The sequence below is a fragment of the Aestuariivivens sediminicola genome, from assembly GCF_022662015.1.
GTDB classification, from domain to species: Bacteria; Bacteroidota; Bacteroidia; order Flavobacteriales; family Flavobacteriaceae; genus Aestuariivivens; species Aestuariivivens sediminicola.
In genome coordinates, this window is sequence record NZ_JAKMCM010000004.1 from 360,299 (window position 1) to 377,239 (window position 16,941).

Here is a 16,941-nt window from a genome sequence, read left to right on the forward strand (position 1 = left end):
AAAAATGTTATGAGAAAATCGAAAGTCATAGGGCTTATTCTCGGGCCATTACTCTATAGTTTAATACGGGTATTTTTTCTTCCTGAAGGCTTAACAGATGAAGCCAATGGTGTACTTGCTTCCACTTCGTGGATTGCAATTTGGTGGATAACTGAGGCGATCCCAATTGCGGTTACGGCCTTACTTCCCATTATTTTATTTCCGCTGTCCGGAAGTTTGGAAATTGGTGCTACAACTGCATCATTCGGGCATAAATATGTCTTTTTGTATCTCGGTGGATTTATTATAGCACTCACTATTGAAAAATGGAACTTGCACAAGCGCATCGCCCTTAATATAATTAATGTTATAGGGTCAAATATTCAAAACATCATTCTTGGTTTTATGGTAGCCACGGCATTTCTTTCCATGTGGATTTCAAATACGGCAACCTCAGTAATGATGCTACCTATTGGCATTGCCATTGTAAAGCAATTAAAGGACAATCCGAAAACCAGAGTTGATGAAAATTTAATATTTGGGAAAGCGCTAATGCTCGCGATTGCTTATAGCGCGTCTATAGGTGGTATATCGACTTTAATTGGCACCCCTCCCAATTTAGTTCTAGCCGGCGTGATTTCTGAAATTTATGGCTATGAAATTACATTCTCACAGTGGTTTGTATTTGGTTTTCCCATATCCCTAATTTTACTTTTTATTTGTTGGAAGTATTTGACTTCCTTTGCCTTTAGCTTTAAACAAAAAGAGTTTCCCGGGGGTAAAGCAGAAATAAAAAGGTTGTTAAAGGGCCTTGGAAAGATGACCTATGAGGAAAAAGCAGTTTCAATAGTATTCGCCACAACAGCGTTTTGTTGGATAACACGTTCCTTAATTCTTCAAAAACTAATACCAGGCCTGGATGACACCATCATAGCCATCCTTTTCGCTGTTCTTTTGTTTCTTATTCCATCCAAAACAAAACATAAAAAATTAATTTCGTGGAAGGATACCCGAGATTTACCCTGGGGTATTATTTTATTATTCGGTGGTGGAATGGCTTTAGCAAAAGGTTTTGAAACCAGTGGTCTGGCTTTATGGATAGGGTCACAAATGACATCACTGATTGACTTAACTACATTGGTAATAATATTACTTTTAATTGCATCAGTAAATTTCCTAACAGAAATAACATCCAATTTGGCTACGACAGCCATGTTATTACCTGTTTTGGCACCACTGGCACTGACCATTGACATTCATCCCTTTATTCTAATGGTCGGTGCCGCTGTTGCTGCGTCTTGCGCTTTTATGCTTCCTGTAGCAACACCTCCAAATGCCGTTGTTTTTGGTTCCGGTTATTTACGTATCCCTGATATGGTAATAAAAGGTTTTATCATGAATTTGATCTCTATACTCATTTTAACCATTTTCGTTTTCTTTTTGTTACCGGAGCTATGGGATATAACAATTGAGGGGTTTCCAGAAGCTTTTAAAAAGGAGTCTTTAACTGAATAAATTCGAGTGCTCTCTTTTCATTATAATAGAAATTCTTTCTGTAAATAAAACCTGAATGTCCTCCATATTTCGTCATTTCAAGATACAAATGCATATTGTTTTTTGCCTCTTTTACCGGATAACACTCCGGGGACAGGAATGAGTCATTTAAAGCATTGATGATTAATGCCGGGATTTTAATATAAGGTAGAAATTGTAAACAACTGCTCTTTTCATAATAATCAAGAGCATCCTTAAAACCATGTGCCCTGGCCGTATAAACATCATCAAAGTCTTTCAAGGTTTTTATACGATTCATCTCCTGTAAGCTTAAAGCTTGAGGAAATTGACGTCGTTTTTCCTTCAGCCGCTTTAAAAGATCCATTAAAAATCGGTCATGAAATAATTTATTCTTTATCTTATGAAGTTCCTGGCACGATCCCCATAAACTGCACGGGACTGAAACGGCAATACCTGCTTTTACTTGTGGCCACAGTTCGCGACCTTCGCCTAAATATTTTAAAATAACATTAGCGCCCAGACTAATGCCTTTCAAATATATTGCTTCATATTTTTTAACAACAATGGCATGCCTGATAACTTCATCTAAATCCGCTGTGGATCCTGAATGATAGCTGTAATACTTTAAATTTTGCTCACCGCTACAACCCCTGAAATTGACACAAAGTGCATCCACCCCATTTTCATTAAACAATTTGGCCGGACCTGTAATGTAAGGCCGTTGACCATGGCCTTCAAGCCCATGGAGTAGGATTATCAATTTTTTGGTTTCTGTTTGAGAATAGCTCCAGTCTAAATCCAAAAAATCACCGTCAGAAAGTGTAATTCGTTCACGTTCCTGATCCAGTTTTACCTTTCTTATGAGTCCTGAATATACTGTTGAAACAAATCCATTTTTAAAATAAAACGGAGGATTGTAGTTGGGTTCTATTAACGGCATTTGAATTGATCAGATCTTAATATATTTTAACAGCATGGGTTTGGAACCTTCAATCTACTTCGAGTGACGTAAACTTAAATTTATTTCCATCAAATAGGCCTTTATCACTTAATTTTAATGATGGAATTACCAATAGAGCCATAAATGAGAGCGTCATGAAAGGCGCATTCAATTTTGAACCCAATTGCTTTGCTTTCTTGTCTAATTGTGCATAGGTTTTCCCTACCGTTTTAGCGTCTTGATCGCTCATTATTCCCGCTACAGGTAGTGGCATAACCCATTTCTCATTTTCTGAAACTACCGCAATGCCACCCTTGTTTTCAATAAGTAAATTAACCGCCCTACATATAGATTCATCACTGGCTCCAACAGCAATAATATTATGTGAATCATGCCCCACAGAGGAAGCTATTGCACCTTCCTTTAGACCAAAATTCTTTATAAATGCTATCGCGGGTTTCTGGTCTCTATAGCGATTTACCACGGTCATTTTTAACACATCTTTTTCAATGTTAGACACTAAATTTCCTTTTTCAAAAGTGGCATCTTCAATTAATTGATTCGTTACCAACTGACCATCCAAAGCTTCTATGACACGTATGTTGCTAGCCGAAGACAAAACCTTAAAATCGCTTAAATTCTTTTTTAGACAACTAAAATTATTAGGTTTTCTTAACGGAACAGATTTAATTAAGGATTTACCATTTTTAAAAACCAATTCACCTTTAATATAGGTCTGAACGGTCTTAAAAGTCCTGAGATCTTCAACAATTATAAAGTCTGCATCATCTCCGGTTTGAAGTAATCCGACATCCAGGTTGTAATGTTTCACAGGGTTTATACAAGCGGCTTGTAATACCTTGAACATATCAATTCCTCTGTCAACAGAGCGCTGACAGAGTTCATTAATATGACCTAGCAACAAATCGTCTGGATGTTTATCATCACTACAGAACATCATATTTTCATAATGTTTTGGTAAGAGATCAACGAGCGCGTCAAAGTTTTTGGCTGCACTGCCTTCACGAATCAACACCTTCATTCCCTTTTCAAGTTTTTCTAATGCTTCATCATATGTAAAGCATTCATGGTCTGTGGAAATGCCCGCATCAATATATTTTGAAATAGCGTCTCCCTTTAAACCCGGCGCGTGTCCATCCACCGGTTTCTTGAAATACTTTGCCCAGGTGAGTTTTTTGAGAACTTCAACGTCATCAAGCAGGACACCGGGGTAATTCATCATTTCGGCTAAATATTTAACATCGGGATCACTTAAAAGTATCTTTATATCTTCTGAATCAATTACTGCACCAGCAGATTCGAATCCAGTGGCCGGCACACAGCTTGGTGCTCCGAAATTGAATTTGAATGGAACTTGCTTGCCATTTTCAATCATAAATTTAACACCATCTATACCCAGTACATTGGCAATTTCATGAGGATCCGAAACGGTGGCAACAGTGCCATGGGTAACCGCTATCCTTGCAAATTCACTGGGCACCAACATGGAACTTTCTATATGGATATGGGCATCAATAAATCCTGGCATGATATAGTTGCTGCTATCGTGTTGCTTTTCAACTATGGCTGTTATTTTACCATCGTTTATCTGCATCTCACCCTTGTAAATACGCCTACTGCTAATATCGACTATTTGTCCTTGTAATTTCATTTTGATTATTTATTCGGGACATCTCTGTTTCGAGATCAATTTTTTAAACTTATTTTTAAAATGTTTTGGGTGTTCTTACTTACTTTAAATCTATTATCCGCTCTTTTTCCTACTATCCATACAATGTCATTTTCAGAACACAACAACCATGTGTTTTCCTTTTCTATCAATGAGAATTTTTCATCTTTAAAGAATTTGCTTAATTTTTTTTTCCCATTCATTCCAAAAGGGTAAAAATAATCGCCTTCCCTACCTCGGCGTAAAACTAAGGGAAAACAGAGGCTGTCCTTATCAACAAAGATGGTATTGGAATCGGATTTTGAAATTTTATCAACAACTTCGAAAGATAATGTGCCAAACGGGGTATCAACCTCTTTTTCAACATCAGAAATAGCAATGGCCTGATAAGGTTTTGACTCTAATTTACTGAGCAGTAAATGCTCCCGATTCTTTAACAAACGATGTGTTTTTGAAAGCACATATTTTCCAGTTTCCGCATCCAGTAAATTGGTGACGTCATGCCACTCCGAAAATCCATAAGTTTTCAAGATCTCGAATAAATATACACTTGGATGAGATAACTTCTTAAATTCTGAAACTTTGTAAGCGATGACGTCTTTATCGACATAAGCTACCGCAGTCTCTAAAAAGTGATTAATATGATCTTGAACCAAGAAAGCGGCGTCATTCAAATTATTTAAGGTCATCTGAAAACTTTGCAACAGGCTCGGATTGACCTCCTTTAAAATAGGAATGACATCGTGTCGCAATTTGTTTCTTAAATACTTAACCGATCTATTACTGCTATCGTCACGCCATTTAATCTTATTATTGATTGCAAAATCTCGAAGAGCCGCTCTGGAAAAAGGCAATAGCGGTCTCACAAATACATCCTTAACTTCTGGGATTCCTGTTAATCCAGCCAACCCTGTTCCCCTAGTAAAATTGATTAGAAAGGTTTCTAAGTTATCGTCGGCATGATGAGCGGTAAGAATATAATCGAATTGCAATTGACTGGCCAATTCTTTAAACCAGTTATAACGTAATTCTCTGGCTGCCATTTGAATTGACCGCTTTTGTTTTTTGGCATAATCTATTGTGTCAAAACTTTCAACAAAAACTTCCAACTCCAGATCCTCTGCAAGGTCTAATACAAAGGATTCGTCTGCTTCACTTTCTTCGCCACGCAAGTTAAAATTGCAATGTGCCAAGGCGATGTTTAACCGAAGCTTATAACACAGATGCGTTAATACCACACTATCCATACCTCCTGAAATAGCAATAAGAATTTTGCTATTTCTTAAAAAAGGGAATCGATTTTCAATATGGTTTTTAAAACCCATTAACATGGATTCAAATATACAATATTTCCGATTTAAAAGACGTGATTCTATATGCAATGAAATGACAAATATCATATATAATTGGGATCTGTTTTGTAACTTTAAGGTATGACTTTAATACCCTTTAGATATGAGTACTTTAGATAAACTAAATGATAAGTCCACTGAAAAGAATTTCAATAAAAGAGTGTTTTCTGTTAGCCAACATTTAAGGGCTTATGTGAATCATAGACTTTACATTGCCGAATCGACAGGGATTATCCCTAAAAATATGTATAATTCAGCTGATTTAATCGACGAGGCCATCGCAAAATTTTACGAAAAAGGTTATAATATTGATGATGATTCTTTGGCAATCAAGCTCAAACTATTTAGAATTGTCGACGCCGAATTAGACAATCTCTTTGTAAAAGAAGCTTTTCACAAAGATACGCTAAGCACGAATGATATATTACACGAAGAATTAGACGGATTAATTGAAAAGTACACTGTTGATGAGGATTTTGATTTTATTATGAATGAAGAATTAAATGATATATCCTATAAGCAAAACAGTAAACACAAACATGTTTTTGTATACGATGATAACAATGCCTCGATTGCCCATGCATTCGATATTGAGAATATAAGCTCCTTATCGAAAAAGAATACACTTGGGAAATTCTACACGACAACACCTTTAAGTTTATCGGGTATTGTGGATCTATTTGTATTTGGCAGATTGAACTATAATGACATTGCCAAGGTTAAAAATATTGAATCTAAATATGTAGAACGCATTCTGGCAAGAGCCATGGAGTCTTTAAAAAGTCATCTGGATTAATTCTCAAGAACTGTCCGCATGGCTTTAGCCTTTATTAAGCACTCCTCATATTCTTTTAATGGATTGCTTTTTGATGTGATGGCACCACCAACTGAATAGGACACATATCTGTTCGTTGCGTTATATAGAATACTGCGGATAACGACATTAAAATCGAAATCCCCTTCCGGCGAAATATACCCAATTGCACCAGAGTAAACGCCACGTTTCGTTTCCTCAAGGGCTTCTATTATGCGCATGGCTGAAATTTTTGGAGCGCCGGTCATACTGCCCATTGGAAAGGTATTTTCAAGGATATCAACCGGATGGGTATCTGAATCGACCTTCGCCGTGACGGTTGAGATCATTTGATGGACTTGATTAAAGGTATAGATATTACAAAGCTCGTCAACCCTCACACTTCCTTTAATTGCAATTTTAGATAGATCATTTCGCACCAAATCGACAATCATTATATTTTCGCTACGTTCTTTGGAATCATTTGCTAAAGCCGTTTTATATAAGGAGTCTAAATGTAAATCCTGAGATCTTCTTGCTGTCCCCTTAATAGGTTGAGAAAGCACCCTTAAGCCTTCTTTCTTGAGGTAACGTTCGGGAGACGCACTAAGAACGTAATTATTGCCCGTTTTCATGAATGTTGCGAATGGGGGCTTTGAAATTTTATTGAGTTTAATGTAAGTTTCAAGTGGATCAATTCGTGTATTTTCAGCATAAAACTCCTGACAAAAATTCGCTTCATATATATCTCCTCTATGGATATGTGCGAGCATTTGTGTTACCTTTTCAAAATAAGCATCCTTATGAATACGAAGTTTTATTTTAATGTTTTTTTTAGCAGGATGGTTTTGGGGTTCAGTGTAGTCATAAATCTTCCTTAAATCTTCCTCGATGTCATTTTCAACACATTTAAGATACTTAATTTCAAGTCTATGATCTTTTATTAAAAATAATTTCTTAGGCTGAAAAAAATATAAGTCGGGAAATTTAAGTCCATCGAAATTAGTTGATGACAAATCTTCGACGGCATTCTTTAAATCATACGTCAAATAACCAAAAATCCAATCCTTGGTATTGCTCTGATAGGCCCTTAGTTTCTGAAATGCCTGATGGTAACTCGTTTTAATGTTCGAAAATGCATCAACTGCAAGAACAGCATCATAATTTGAGTAGTCTTGAATGTAACTGTTTGAATCCAGCCAAATGACATCATCAAATTGTTGGGACCAAAGCAGTAATTGATTTTTAAAATTCTCAACGGACTCTAATCGAATGGTTTTTACGCTTCTCAAATACATGTGGTTATGCCGTAAAGTTAAGGAGATTACTCAAAAAAAATAAGTATTTTGTAATGCTATCTAAACCAAAATTGATGTATTCTTTAAAAAACGACCTCCTTGAAATTAGCGTAAAAAGCATTGGTGCTGAACTTTGTAAAATTACATCTGTAAGATTTGGAACAGAATTTATGTGGAATGGCAATCCAGAAGTGTGGAGTGGATTTTCGCCTGTACTATTCCCCATAATTGGGGCTTTAAAAAATGGATCTTACATTTATGACAATAACATGTATAGCCTCCCTAAACATGGTTTTATAAGACATAATAAGGATATGGTAAAGCTCGCGCAAACCGACAGCAGCCTAACTTTTATCCTAAGACATGACAACAATCTTTTAAAATCATATCCTTTTAAATTTGAATTTAATATCGGGTATGAACTCATCGGAAATAGCATACAAATCACACATAAGATTAAAAACTGTGATCACAAAACCATGTACTTTTCAGTTGGCGGGCATCCTGCTTTCAAATGTCCTATTTTTCAAGATGAACGATATGAGGATTACTTACTCGAATTTGAATGTATTGAGACCGTTAATACCCATTTAATCAACATGGATAATGGACTAATTTCCCATCGAACACAACCCATGTTAATTCGGTCGAATACATTGCAACTATCTCATGATCTATTTAACAAGGATGCCCTGGTTTTTAAGGATTTGAAATCAAGAAAAGTAACTTTGAAAAGCCTCAAAAATGGTGATATAGTAACAGTTCGCTTTCCTGATTTCCCATTTTTGGGAATATGGGCCAAACCTGAGGGGGATTATGTTTGTATTGAGCCTTGGCTGGGTATTGCAGATAGCGAAGGCACAGATCAGAATCTTGAAACCAAAGTAGGCATTTTATCATTAGAGCCCAATAACACCTTCAACGCCGTTTATACCATAGAAATAAACAAGATGCACTTGGTGTAATAAATTAATGGTAGCTTTGCTGTTCAAATTGTGACTGTGACATTTTCTGATTTAAATTTAAATACACCTCTTTTAAATGCCTTAGAAGACTTAAGATTTTCAAGGCCTACTCCTATACAGGAAGCTGCATTTAATCCCGTCTCTTCCGGAAGAGATACCGTTGGAATTGCACAAACTGGAACTGGTAAAACCTTTGCCTATTTGCTCCCTGTTTTGAGACATTTAAAATTTTCGGAGCAGGACAACCCGCGCGTTTTGATTTTAGTACCAACCCGTGAACTTGTCTTACAAATAGTTGAAGAAACAGAAAAACTCTCAAAATACATCAATAATCGCGTTTTGGGGGTCTATGGCGGTACTAATATCAATACGCAAAAACAATCCGTTGCTGAAGGATTGGATATATTAGTCGCCACACCTGGGCGTTTGTATGATTTGGCCATGAGTCGGGTACTTCAATTAAAATCAATTCAGAAATTGGTGATTGACGAGGTGGATGTCATGCTTGATTTAGGATTTAGACATCAACTCCTCAATATCTTTGACATCCTGCCGAAACGTAGACAAAATATTATGTTTTCGGCTACAATGACCCATGATGTAGATACATTGATAAATGATTTCTTCAATGCACCTCAACGCATTTCAATAGCGGTATCGGGAACACCTCTAAAAAACATAACACAAAGTCGATACAATGTGTTGAACTTTCATACAAAGATCAATTTATTGGCCCACTTGTTAGAGGATTCTGAAATATTTAAAAAGGTTTTGATTTTTGTTTCACAAAAACGCCTGGCAGATCGTTTGTTTGAAAACATGGATCAATTGTTTCCAGATGATGTATGTGTTATCCATTCAAATAAATCTCAAAATTACCGGTTACAAAGTATTAAGGCCTTTGAAAGAGGAGAAAAACGCATTATTATAGCTACCGATATCATGGCTCGTGGCCTGGATATTGACGATATCTCACATGTTATTAATTTCGACACACCTGAATTTCCCGAAAATTATATGCACCGCATCGGAAGAACGGGACGTGCCAAAAGTAAAGGTGTATCAATTATATTATCTACAGAAAAAGAGCAAGAGGCATTGCAACGTATTGAAAATTTAATGAATATGAGAATCCCTTTATTGCAATTTCCATCAACCGTTGAAATTTCAACAGATCTAATTGAAGAGGAACGGCCGAAAGTAAAAGAACATCATAACCCTTTAAGATATACAGAGGACGATATACCTGGTCCGGCGTTTCATGAAAAAAAAGCAAAAAATAAAAAAGAGAATTTAGGCGGTAAATACCAAAGGGAAATTACTAAAAAGTATAAAAAGCCGAAAACACGAGGTGATAAAAATTTTAAAAGAAGATTTAAAAAGAAATAAGCCGTAAGAAAACCTACGTACACCTATTTTGAGCAATAATTCAGAATTCATTTTGAATTTTCTTTTTTTCAGCCCTTTACTAACTCCGAAATTACCTTACCGCAGCGTGGTACGATGACAGTAAATTAACTTCATGCAATTTTCAATTCATATCTTTTTTGGTTTTACGTTGACAATCTGAATACAGTAAACTACATTTGCCAGAATTAAAAAAATTGATTTCCTGATGAAAAACACAGTTTTAACCTCTACCCATGAAGCGCTTGGAGCGAAAATGATACCTTTTGCGGGATTTAATATGCCGGTTCAATATGAAGGGGTTAATGTAGAACATGAAACCGTACGTAATGCCGTTGGCGTATTCGATGTTTCCCATATGGGAGAATTTCTGATTGAAGGCGAACATGCATTGGAATTGATTCAAAAAGTATCCAGTAACGATGCATCCAAGCTCACTGTTGGTAAAGCCCAGTACAGTTGTCTACCAAATGAAACTGGAGGTATTGTTGATGATTTAATCATCTATCGTGTCAAAGAGGATTCTTATTTATTGGTTGTCAATGCAAGCAATATTGACAAGGATTGGAACTGGATTCAATCCAAGAATGATGTTAATGCTAAGATGAGAAATCTAAGTAATGCTTATTCTTTACTTGCCATTCAAGGCCCAAAAGCGATTGAAGCCATGCAAAGTTTAACTGGACAGGACTTGTCGGCAATAAAATTCTACAATTTCGTAATTGGTGATTTTGCAGGTATAAATGATGTGATCATATCAGCTACAGGCTATACCGGGAGCGGGGGATTTGAAATTTATTGTAAAAACAGTGAAGTAAAACAAATCTGGGACAAGGTTTTGAAGGCAGGCGCGAAATTTGGAATCAAACCCATTGGTTTGGCAGCACGTGATACATTACGCCTGGAAATGGGTTATTGCCTTTACGGAAACGACATTGACGATACGACCTCCCCAATTGAAGCTGGTTTGGGATGGATTACGAAATTCAATAAAGACTTTACGAACTCAGAAGCCTTAAAAAAAGAAAAAGAAAATGGACCAAATCGTAAACTTGTTGCTTTCGAATTGGACGAACGAGGCATACCGCGACAAGGATACGAAATTGTTGACCAAAACAATCAGATTATCGGTCGAGTAACCTCAGGCACAATGTCACCGTCCTTAGGAAAAGGCATTGGCTTGGGATATGTACCTTCCGATCAGGCTGCTTTAGGGAATAAAATAAAAATTAAAATTCGGAAAAACAGCGTACCGGCAACGCTAGTGAAGTTACCATTTTATAAATATTAGAAAAAGTATTCGTTTAAATGAAATCGCGGGAAATAGATGGGAAACATAAAATTTTAATATTGGGAGCCAGTGGTTTTTTGGGTAATGCCATTTACCGGGAACTTTGCTCCTACTTCAGAACCTTCGGAACCTATCGCATTTCCAATAGTACCTATGAAAAGAACCATCATTTTTTTCAGTATAATTTTGAAGAAGATGACATCTATGAAATTCTCGACATTGTAAACCCAACTATTATAATTTCAGCTCTTAGAGGTGATTTCTCCAAACAGGTATTACTGCATCAGCATCTTGCAGAATACGTATTCTCAAAAAAGGTAAAGCTCATTTTTCTGTCCTCAGCCAATGTATTTGATGCATACAGCAAATACCCGAGTTACGAAACCGACAAGACTTACAGTAAAAGTATATATGGTCATTTTAAAATTAAAATTGAAAATATGCTCTTACGTTTGCCCAAGGGCCTCGCGACGATTATACGATTACCCATGGTATTTGGAAGTCAATCACCTCGAGTACTTGAAATAATTCAGTGCATAAAGGATAATGAACCCATTGAGATATTTCCGAATCTCATAATGAACGTGACTTCCGATAACAAGTTAACCCAGCAAATACATTACATGATCAATAGAAACAAATCAGGTGTTTTTCACCTAGGAAGCTCTGATTTAGTCCATCATGATGACTTCATAAAGGAAATTGTTAAGACCAGGGAACCCGAAAATAAAGTGCTTTATAAACGCGTGTATACCACCAACGATGACAGATATTTAGCGGTATTACCAAAATATAATAAACTCCCAAAACATCTTCAGATTAATAGTCAGGACATTTTAAATACATTAAAAATATAATTGAATTTAAGACTTGAATTCAGTACATTGGATATTCAATTAATAAAGAAATAAATTATGAGCAAGCTTTCGGAACAAGACATTGAAAAGCGATTACTTCACTTCCCGGATTGGGAATATTACGATAGGGCTATTCATGCCGAATTTGAATTTGAAAATTTTAAGGATTGTTTTAGTGCAATGAGTCGCATTGCTTTTGAATGTGAGGCTCTGAATCACCATCCAAATTGGAGTAATGTATACAATGTATTGACCATATCGCTATCAACTCATGACGCAAATGGAGTTACCGATAAGGATTTTAAACTGGCCGAAGCTATTGAGTCGATAGTTGAAGTGGAAGAATAATTTTATTTTGTGATAAAAAAATCATTTTTATTTTCGCCATGGCGATATTTTCGTTATTGGATGAAATTTTAAATACTGAATTATGGGTAGAGCTTTCGAATTTAGAAAAGCAAGAAAATTAAAACGTTGGTCTGCTATGAGCAAGGCCTTTACGCGTATTGGCAAAGATATTGTAATGGCAGTAAAGGAAGGTGGACCAGATCCGGATAGTAATTCAAGATTAAGAGCGGTCATTCAGAATGCCAAATCGGTAAACATGCCTAAGGACAACATTGAACGGGCCATAAAACGGGCCACTGATAAAAGTCAAGGCGATTACAAAGAAGTCATTTTCGAGGGTTATGCACCTCATGGCATTGCAATTTTAGTGGAGACCGCCACCGATAACAATACAAGGACCGTTGCCAATGTCCGAAGCTATTTTAATAAATGTGACGGCAGTCTGGGTACATCAGGTTCTGTAGTATTTATGTTCGACCACACGTGTAATTTCAGAATTAATGGCGACGGATTAAATCCTGAAGAGTTGGAACTTGATTTTATCGATTACGGTGCAGAAGAAGTTTTCGTAGATGATGACGGTATTTTGATATATGCCCCATTTGAAAGTTTTGGTGCCATTCAGGCAGAACTGGAAAATCGCAATATCGAAATTCTATCTTCCGGGTTTGAAAGAATCCCTCAGGTCACTAAAAAATTATCTCCCGAACAGGCCGAAGATGTTGAAAAGTTGCTTGAAAAGCTTGAGGAAGACGACGATGTTCAGAACGTATACCATACCATGGAAGAAAATACGGAATAATTAGTTCAGTGACTCTAAAAACAGTTCCAACACCTCATTAAAAGCTTGAGGGCGATCAGCGAACACAGCATGTCCTGTATTATTAACAATATCGATTTGCATTTTTGGCCAACGTTGTCTTGCTTCATCAGCGAGATCAATTGCCCATGATTGCGATGATAATATATACTGTATTGGTCTGTTAAATTGATCTACTACAGGTCTTAAGTCCCGTTCTTCTAAATGCATAAGATTCGATAATAATGTAACAGCGCTATTAGTCGGTGTTTGCATTAAATTTTCCGTCAGCGTTTCGAAATAACTTTCCGGTTTTTCGTTCTGGTAAAAACGCCTTATCCAATTGTTAGTCCAATTTATCCTATCTTGCTGTATTCCTCTCATCCATGCACTCCAAAAAGGTTCGGAAGGATGCTGTACTCGAGCGGGTTCATCTAAACCGATATACATATCTACCAAAACTATAGCTTTTATGCGATCGAGATCATTTTCCTTAACGAGAGTCAAGGTTTCCAAGGCGCCCAACGACCATCCAATCACGACTACCTTTTTAGGATCTAAATGCTTGATTAATTCATGAATATCTAAGCTTCTTCTGAACAAATAATGCCCATCTGATGGTTTATCTGATTGTCCCTGCGAACGCGGATCTAAGGCCACAACATGATATTTATTCTGAAAATAATGAAGCTGATATTCCCAAATCATCGCTGGACATAAAAATCCAGGAATAAACAAAAGTGTCAGATCATTATCATTATTTGATTCCAGATAATGCAGCTTCACCTTATCACTTGTGAAAAAATAATGGTCTTCTATTGGGGATTGAGCAGGCAAAAGTTGAAAAATAATCCCTACAACACATGTTAAAAAGGTCCTATTGTTACAATTCATCCTGATTAGATATTTTGCTCAAATTACTAAAAATTTAAGCTTAACCATACTGTTTTAAAAAACACGCAAAACCTTTAACATTTTATTGAGATATGAATTAGAGCAATCTTTATATTTTAGCGTGATTTAAAAAAAATGTTTAAGAAAAAATTTGAAATAGAATGAAACGCCTTGTTCAACTTTGTTTAGTACTTCTAGCTGGGTTAATTTTGTTGCCTTTAAAGACTGATGCTCAGAACAAAAAGAAAAGAAGAAAAGGAGATGCTGTAGAAGCTACTGCTGCTGTTCCTGAAAAAAAATCTAAAGAGAAAACCATTGAGGAACTCACGAAATCCTCCAGACCTATTGATGGATTGTTTAAAATTTATCGAGATACGATTACCGGAGATGTACAAATGGTCATATCGGAGGATCAAATAGGTAAAGAATATATTCATTTCGCACAGATTGCGGATGGTGTCATGGACGCTGGAAGAATGAATCGTGGATCCTATAAAAGTTCAAAAATATTTAAAATAGAGAAGTTTTTCGATAAAATAGAGTTTAGTGTACAAAATACATCCTTTTATTTCGACCCAGAAAGTCCGCTTTCAAAATCAAAAGATGCGAATATCAGCGAAGGGCTTTTAGAAAGTTTGAAGATAGAAGCACATGACAAAGAGGAAGGGCTTTATTTGATAAAGGCCAATGATCTGTTTTTAAAGGAAACCCTTGAGCAAATTAAGCCAGCTTCAAGACCTGGTGGATCTCCAACAGATTTTAAATTGGGAGGACTGGATAAATCCAAAAGTAAGATTAGAACGATAAATAATTATCCTGAAAACACAAATATTGAAGTGGAATATGTGTATTCCAGCCCATCGGTATTAAATCGAGGTTCGAATGCACTGGCAGATGGTAGAAATGTAACCATAAAGGTATACCATGCCTTGATTGCCATGCCGGACAATGATTATGAGCCGAGATTTGATGATCCAAGAGTTGGTTATTTTACAACACAAGTAGATGATCAAACCTCGACTTCCGCGACACCTTACAGGGATTTAGTGCATCGTTGGAATTTGAAAAAGAAAGATCCCGATGCCGCACTTTCCGAGCCAGTTGAGCCTATTACATGGTGGATGGAAAATTCTACACCACATGAATGGCGTGAAACCATTAAAGAAGGTGTATTACAATGGAATAAAGCTTTTGAAAAGGCTGGTTTTAAAAATGCTATGGTTGTGAAACAGCAACCGGATGATGCCACTTGGGATGCCGGAGATATTCGGTACAATGTGTTGCGATGGACCTCTTCTCCCCGACCTCCATTTGGTGGCTATGGTCCTAGCTTTGTTAACCCCAGAACCGGTGAGATTTTAGGAGCAGATATCATGCTTGAGTTTGTTCATTTTACGAACAGGGTTTTTTATGATAAGGTATATGAGATGGCTTCATTGGAAGAACCTTTTAACAATAATGCTACTAATCATAACGATTTTAATAGTTATTGTTCATTTTCTGATGCCATGCATAAAGATATGATGTTTGGTAACTCTGTTTTAATGGCTTCGGGGGCATCAGATTTTGAAATGGAACGATTGAAAAGAGAAGCTATGTTGGCTTTGATAATGCATGAAGTCGGTCATACCTTAGGACTGAATCATAACATGAAAGCCAGTCAGTTATTTTCACCTGAGGAATTAGCGAATCCGGAATTTATTGAGGGTAAATGCTTAACGGCTTCTGTGATGGATTATGCAACCCTAAATATCACTAAAGATAGATCCAGGCAGGGGCAGTATGACGATGTCACTGTTGGTCCCTATGATATTTGGGCCATTCAGTTTGGATATTCCCCTTTTAAAACTGAAGAGGATAAAATAAAATTACTGAACAGATCTACAGAACCAGAGCTTATATTTGGAAATGATGCTGATGATATGCGCTCTCCCGGAAAAGCCATTGATCCTAGAGTCATGACCAACGACCAATCCAGTGATGCTATCACTTATGCTATTGATCGTATGGACCTGGCTGATGATTTGTTGAAAACAGCAAAAGAAAAATTTATAAAAGATGGTAAATCTTATCATGAGTTAAGGCGGGTTTATCTTCTTCTTAGCGGACAAAAAGCCGGAGCTGCCAATATCATTTCGAGATACATCGGTGGTGTATATGTCGATCGTGCTATGGCAGGACAAGACGGTGGCACTCAGCCCTACACTCCTGTTAGTTTAAACGATCAAAAACGTGCGATGCAAGCATTAGAGGATTATGTTTTTGCTCCAGATGCCTTTAAGGTGTCAGGAGATCTTTATAATTATTTAGCTATGCAACGAAGGGGTTTCAATTTTAGAAGTGAACCTGAAGATCCCAAAATTCATAAACAGGTTTTAACCTACCAGAAGAATGTTCTAAACCATATTCTGCACCCAAACACTTTACAGCGGATTTCAGACTCCCAACTTTATGGAAATGAATATTCCATATCTACTTTCATGACAGATTTAAACAATGCTATTTTCAAGGCCGATATTTATGGTAACGTCAATTCGTTTAGGCAAAATCTCCAAATTGAATATACCAATTACCTGATAAAAATGCTAACTGGAAAACAGAAAGACAATTATCCCAATAATGTGAAATCGATGGCACTTTATAACTTGAAGACGATTCGTTCCATGGCCTCCCCAACAGGTAATATTGTTTCAAAAGCTCACAAACACCATTTAAGAACTATAATCGACAACGCTTTGAAAGAATTGAAATAAACACAACATGAGCAATTAAAAAAAGCTACTTCATTATGAAGTAGCTTTTCTTTTTCTTTT

At 36.5% G+C, this 16,941-nt stretch carries 14 protein-coding genes; 9 read left to right on the top strand and 5 right to left on the bottom strand.

Annotated features, from left to right (window positions below):
* Positions 1-9: 9 nt before the first annotated feature.
* On the top strand, positions 10-1,494 hold the full coding sequence (locus tag MR041_RS11410; RefSeq protein ID WP_242094010.1) for an SLC13 family permease: 1,485 nt from the start codon (positions 10-12) through the stop codon (positions 1,492-1,494).
* Here the strand turns inward: MR041_RS11410 and MR041_RS11415 are convergent.
* Genes MR041_RS11415 through tilS form a run of 3 tightly spaced genes read right to left on the bottom strand, consistent with a single transcriptional unit; the run spans position 1,469 to position 5,449 of the window.
* Complete coding sequence (locus MR041_RS11415) at positions 1,469-2,434, bottom strand: YheT family hydrolase (protein ID WP_242094012.1); 966 nt, start codon at positions 2,432-2,434, stop codon at positions 1,469-1,471. The two genes, MR041_RS11410 and MR041_RS11415, sit on opposite strands and share 26 nt — an antisense overlap.
* A gap of 49 nt (positions 2,435-2,483) precedes the next feature.
* Positions 2,484-4,106, bottom strand: a complete 1,623-nt coding sequence (gene ade / locus MR041_RS11420) for an adenine deaminase (RefSeq protein ID WP_242094014.1) — start codon at positions 4,104-4,106, stop codon at positions 2,484-2,486.
* Positions 4,107-4,141: 35 nt separating this feature from the next.
* Positions 4,142-5,449 (bottom strand): tRNA lysidine(34) synthetase TilS, encoded by a 1,308-nt coding sequence (gene tilS / locus MR041_RS11425; RefSeq protein WP_339328756.1) that lies wholly within the window; start codon positions 5,447-5,449, stop codon positions 4,142-4,144.
* Between the two features lie 130 nt (positions 5,450-5,579).
* On the opposite strand from tilS, the gene MR041_RS11430 reads away from it, so the two are divergent.
* On the top strand, positions 5,580-6,272 hold the full coding sequence (locus MR041_RS11430; RefSeq protein WP_242094018.1) for a hypothetical protein: 693 nt from the start codon (positions 5,580-5,582) through the stop codon (positions 6,270-6,272).
* Here the strand turns inward: MR041_RS11430 and pabB are convergent.
* Entirely contained in the window at positions 6,269-7,567 is a 1,299-nt protein-coding gene (gene pabB, locus MR041_RS11435) for an aminodeoxychorismate synthase component I (protein ID WP_242094020.1), read from the bottom strand. The two genes, MR041_RS11430 and pabB, sit on opposite strands and share 4 nt — an antisense overlap.
* A 74-nt stretch (positions 7,568-7,641) precedes the next feature.
* On the opposite strand from pabB, the gene MR041_RS11440 reads away from it, so the two are divergent.
* The 6 genes from MR041_RS11440 to MR041_RS11465 all read left to right on the top strand — a co-directional run bounded on the left by MR041_RS11440 (position 7,642) and on the right by MR041_RS11465 (position 13,237).
* Positions 7,642-8,532: an aldose 1-epimerase family protein gene (locus MR041_RS11440; RefSeq protein WP_242094021.1), complete on the top strand. Its 891-nt coding sequence runs from the start codon at positions 7,642-7,644 to the stop codon at positions 8,530-8,532.
* 36 nt (positions 8,533-8,568) lie between these two features.
* Positions 8,569-9,921, top strand: a complete 1,353-nt coding sequence (locus MR041_RS11445; protein WP_242094086.1) for a DEAD/DEAH box helicase — start codon at positions 8,569-8,571, stop codon at positions 9,919-9,921.
* Positions 9,922-10,147: 226 nt separating this feature from the next.
* Complete coding sequence (gcvT, locus tag MR041_RS11450) at positions 10,148-11,230, top strand: glycine cleavage system aminomethyltransferase GcvT (RefSeq protein ID WP_242094023.1); 1,083 nt, start codon at positions 10,148-10,150, stop codon at positions 11,228-11,230.
* 17 nt (positions 11,231-11,247) lie between these two features.
* Entirely contained in the window at positions 11,248-12,087 is an 840-nt protein-coding gene (locus tag MR041_RS11455; RefSeq protein ID WP_242094026.1) for a sugar nucleotide-binding protein, read from the top strand.
* Between the two features lie 57 nt (positions 12,088-12,144).
* Positions 12,145-12,435, top strand: coding sequence for a 4a-hydroxytetrahydrobiopterin dehydratase (locus tag MR041_RS11460; protein ID WP_242094027.1), 291 nt, complete (start codon positions 12,145-12,147; stop codon positions 12,433-12,435).
* 82 nt (positions 12,436-12,517) lie between these two features.
* Positions 12,518-13,237 (top strand): YebC/PmpR family DNA-binding transcriptional regulator, encoded by a 720-nt coding sequence (locus MR041_RS11465; RefSeq protein WP_242094029.1) that lies wholly within the window; start codon positions 12,518-12,520, stop codon positions 13,235-13,237.
* Here MR041_RS11465 and MR041_RS11470 read toward each other — a convergent pair whose 3' ends face one another.
* A complete protein-coding gene (locus MR041_RS11470) occupies positions 13,238-14,128 on the bottom strand; it encodes an alpha/beta fold hydrolase (RefSeq protein ID WP_242094031.1) in 891 nt (296 codons plus the stop codon).
* 161 nt (positions 14,129-14,289) lie between these two features.
* Here MR041_RS11470 and MR041_RS11475 point away from each other — a divergent pair, with 161 nt between their 5' ends.
* The gene (locus MR041_RS11475) at positions 14,290-16,881 is read left to right on the top strand and encodes a zinc-dependent metalloprotease (protein WP_242094033.1); all 2,592 of its coding nucleotides are present in this window, start codon (positions 14,290-14,292) and stop codon (positions 16,879-16,881) included.
* Positions 16,882-16,941: the final 60 nt, after the last annotated feature.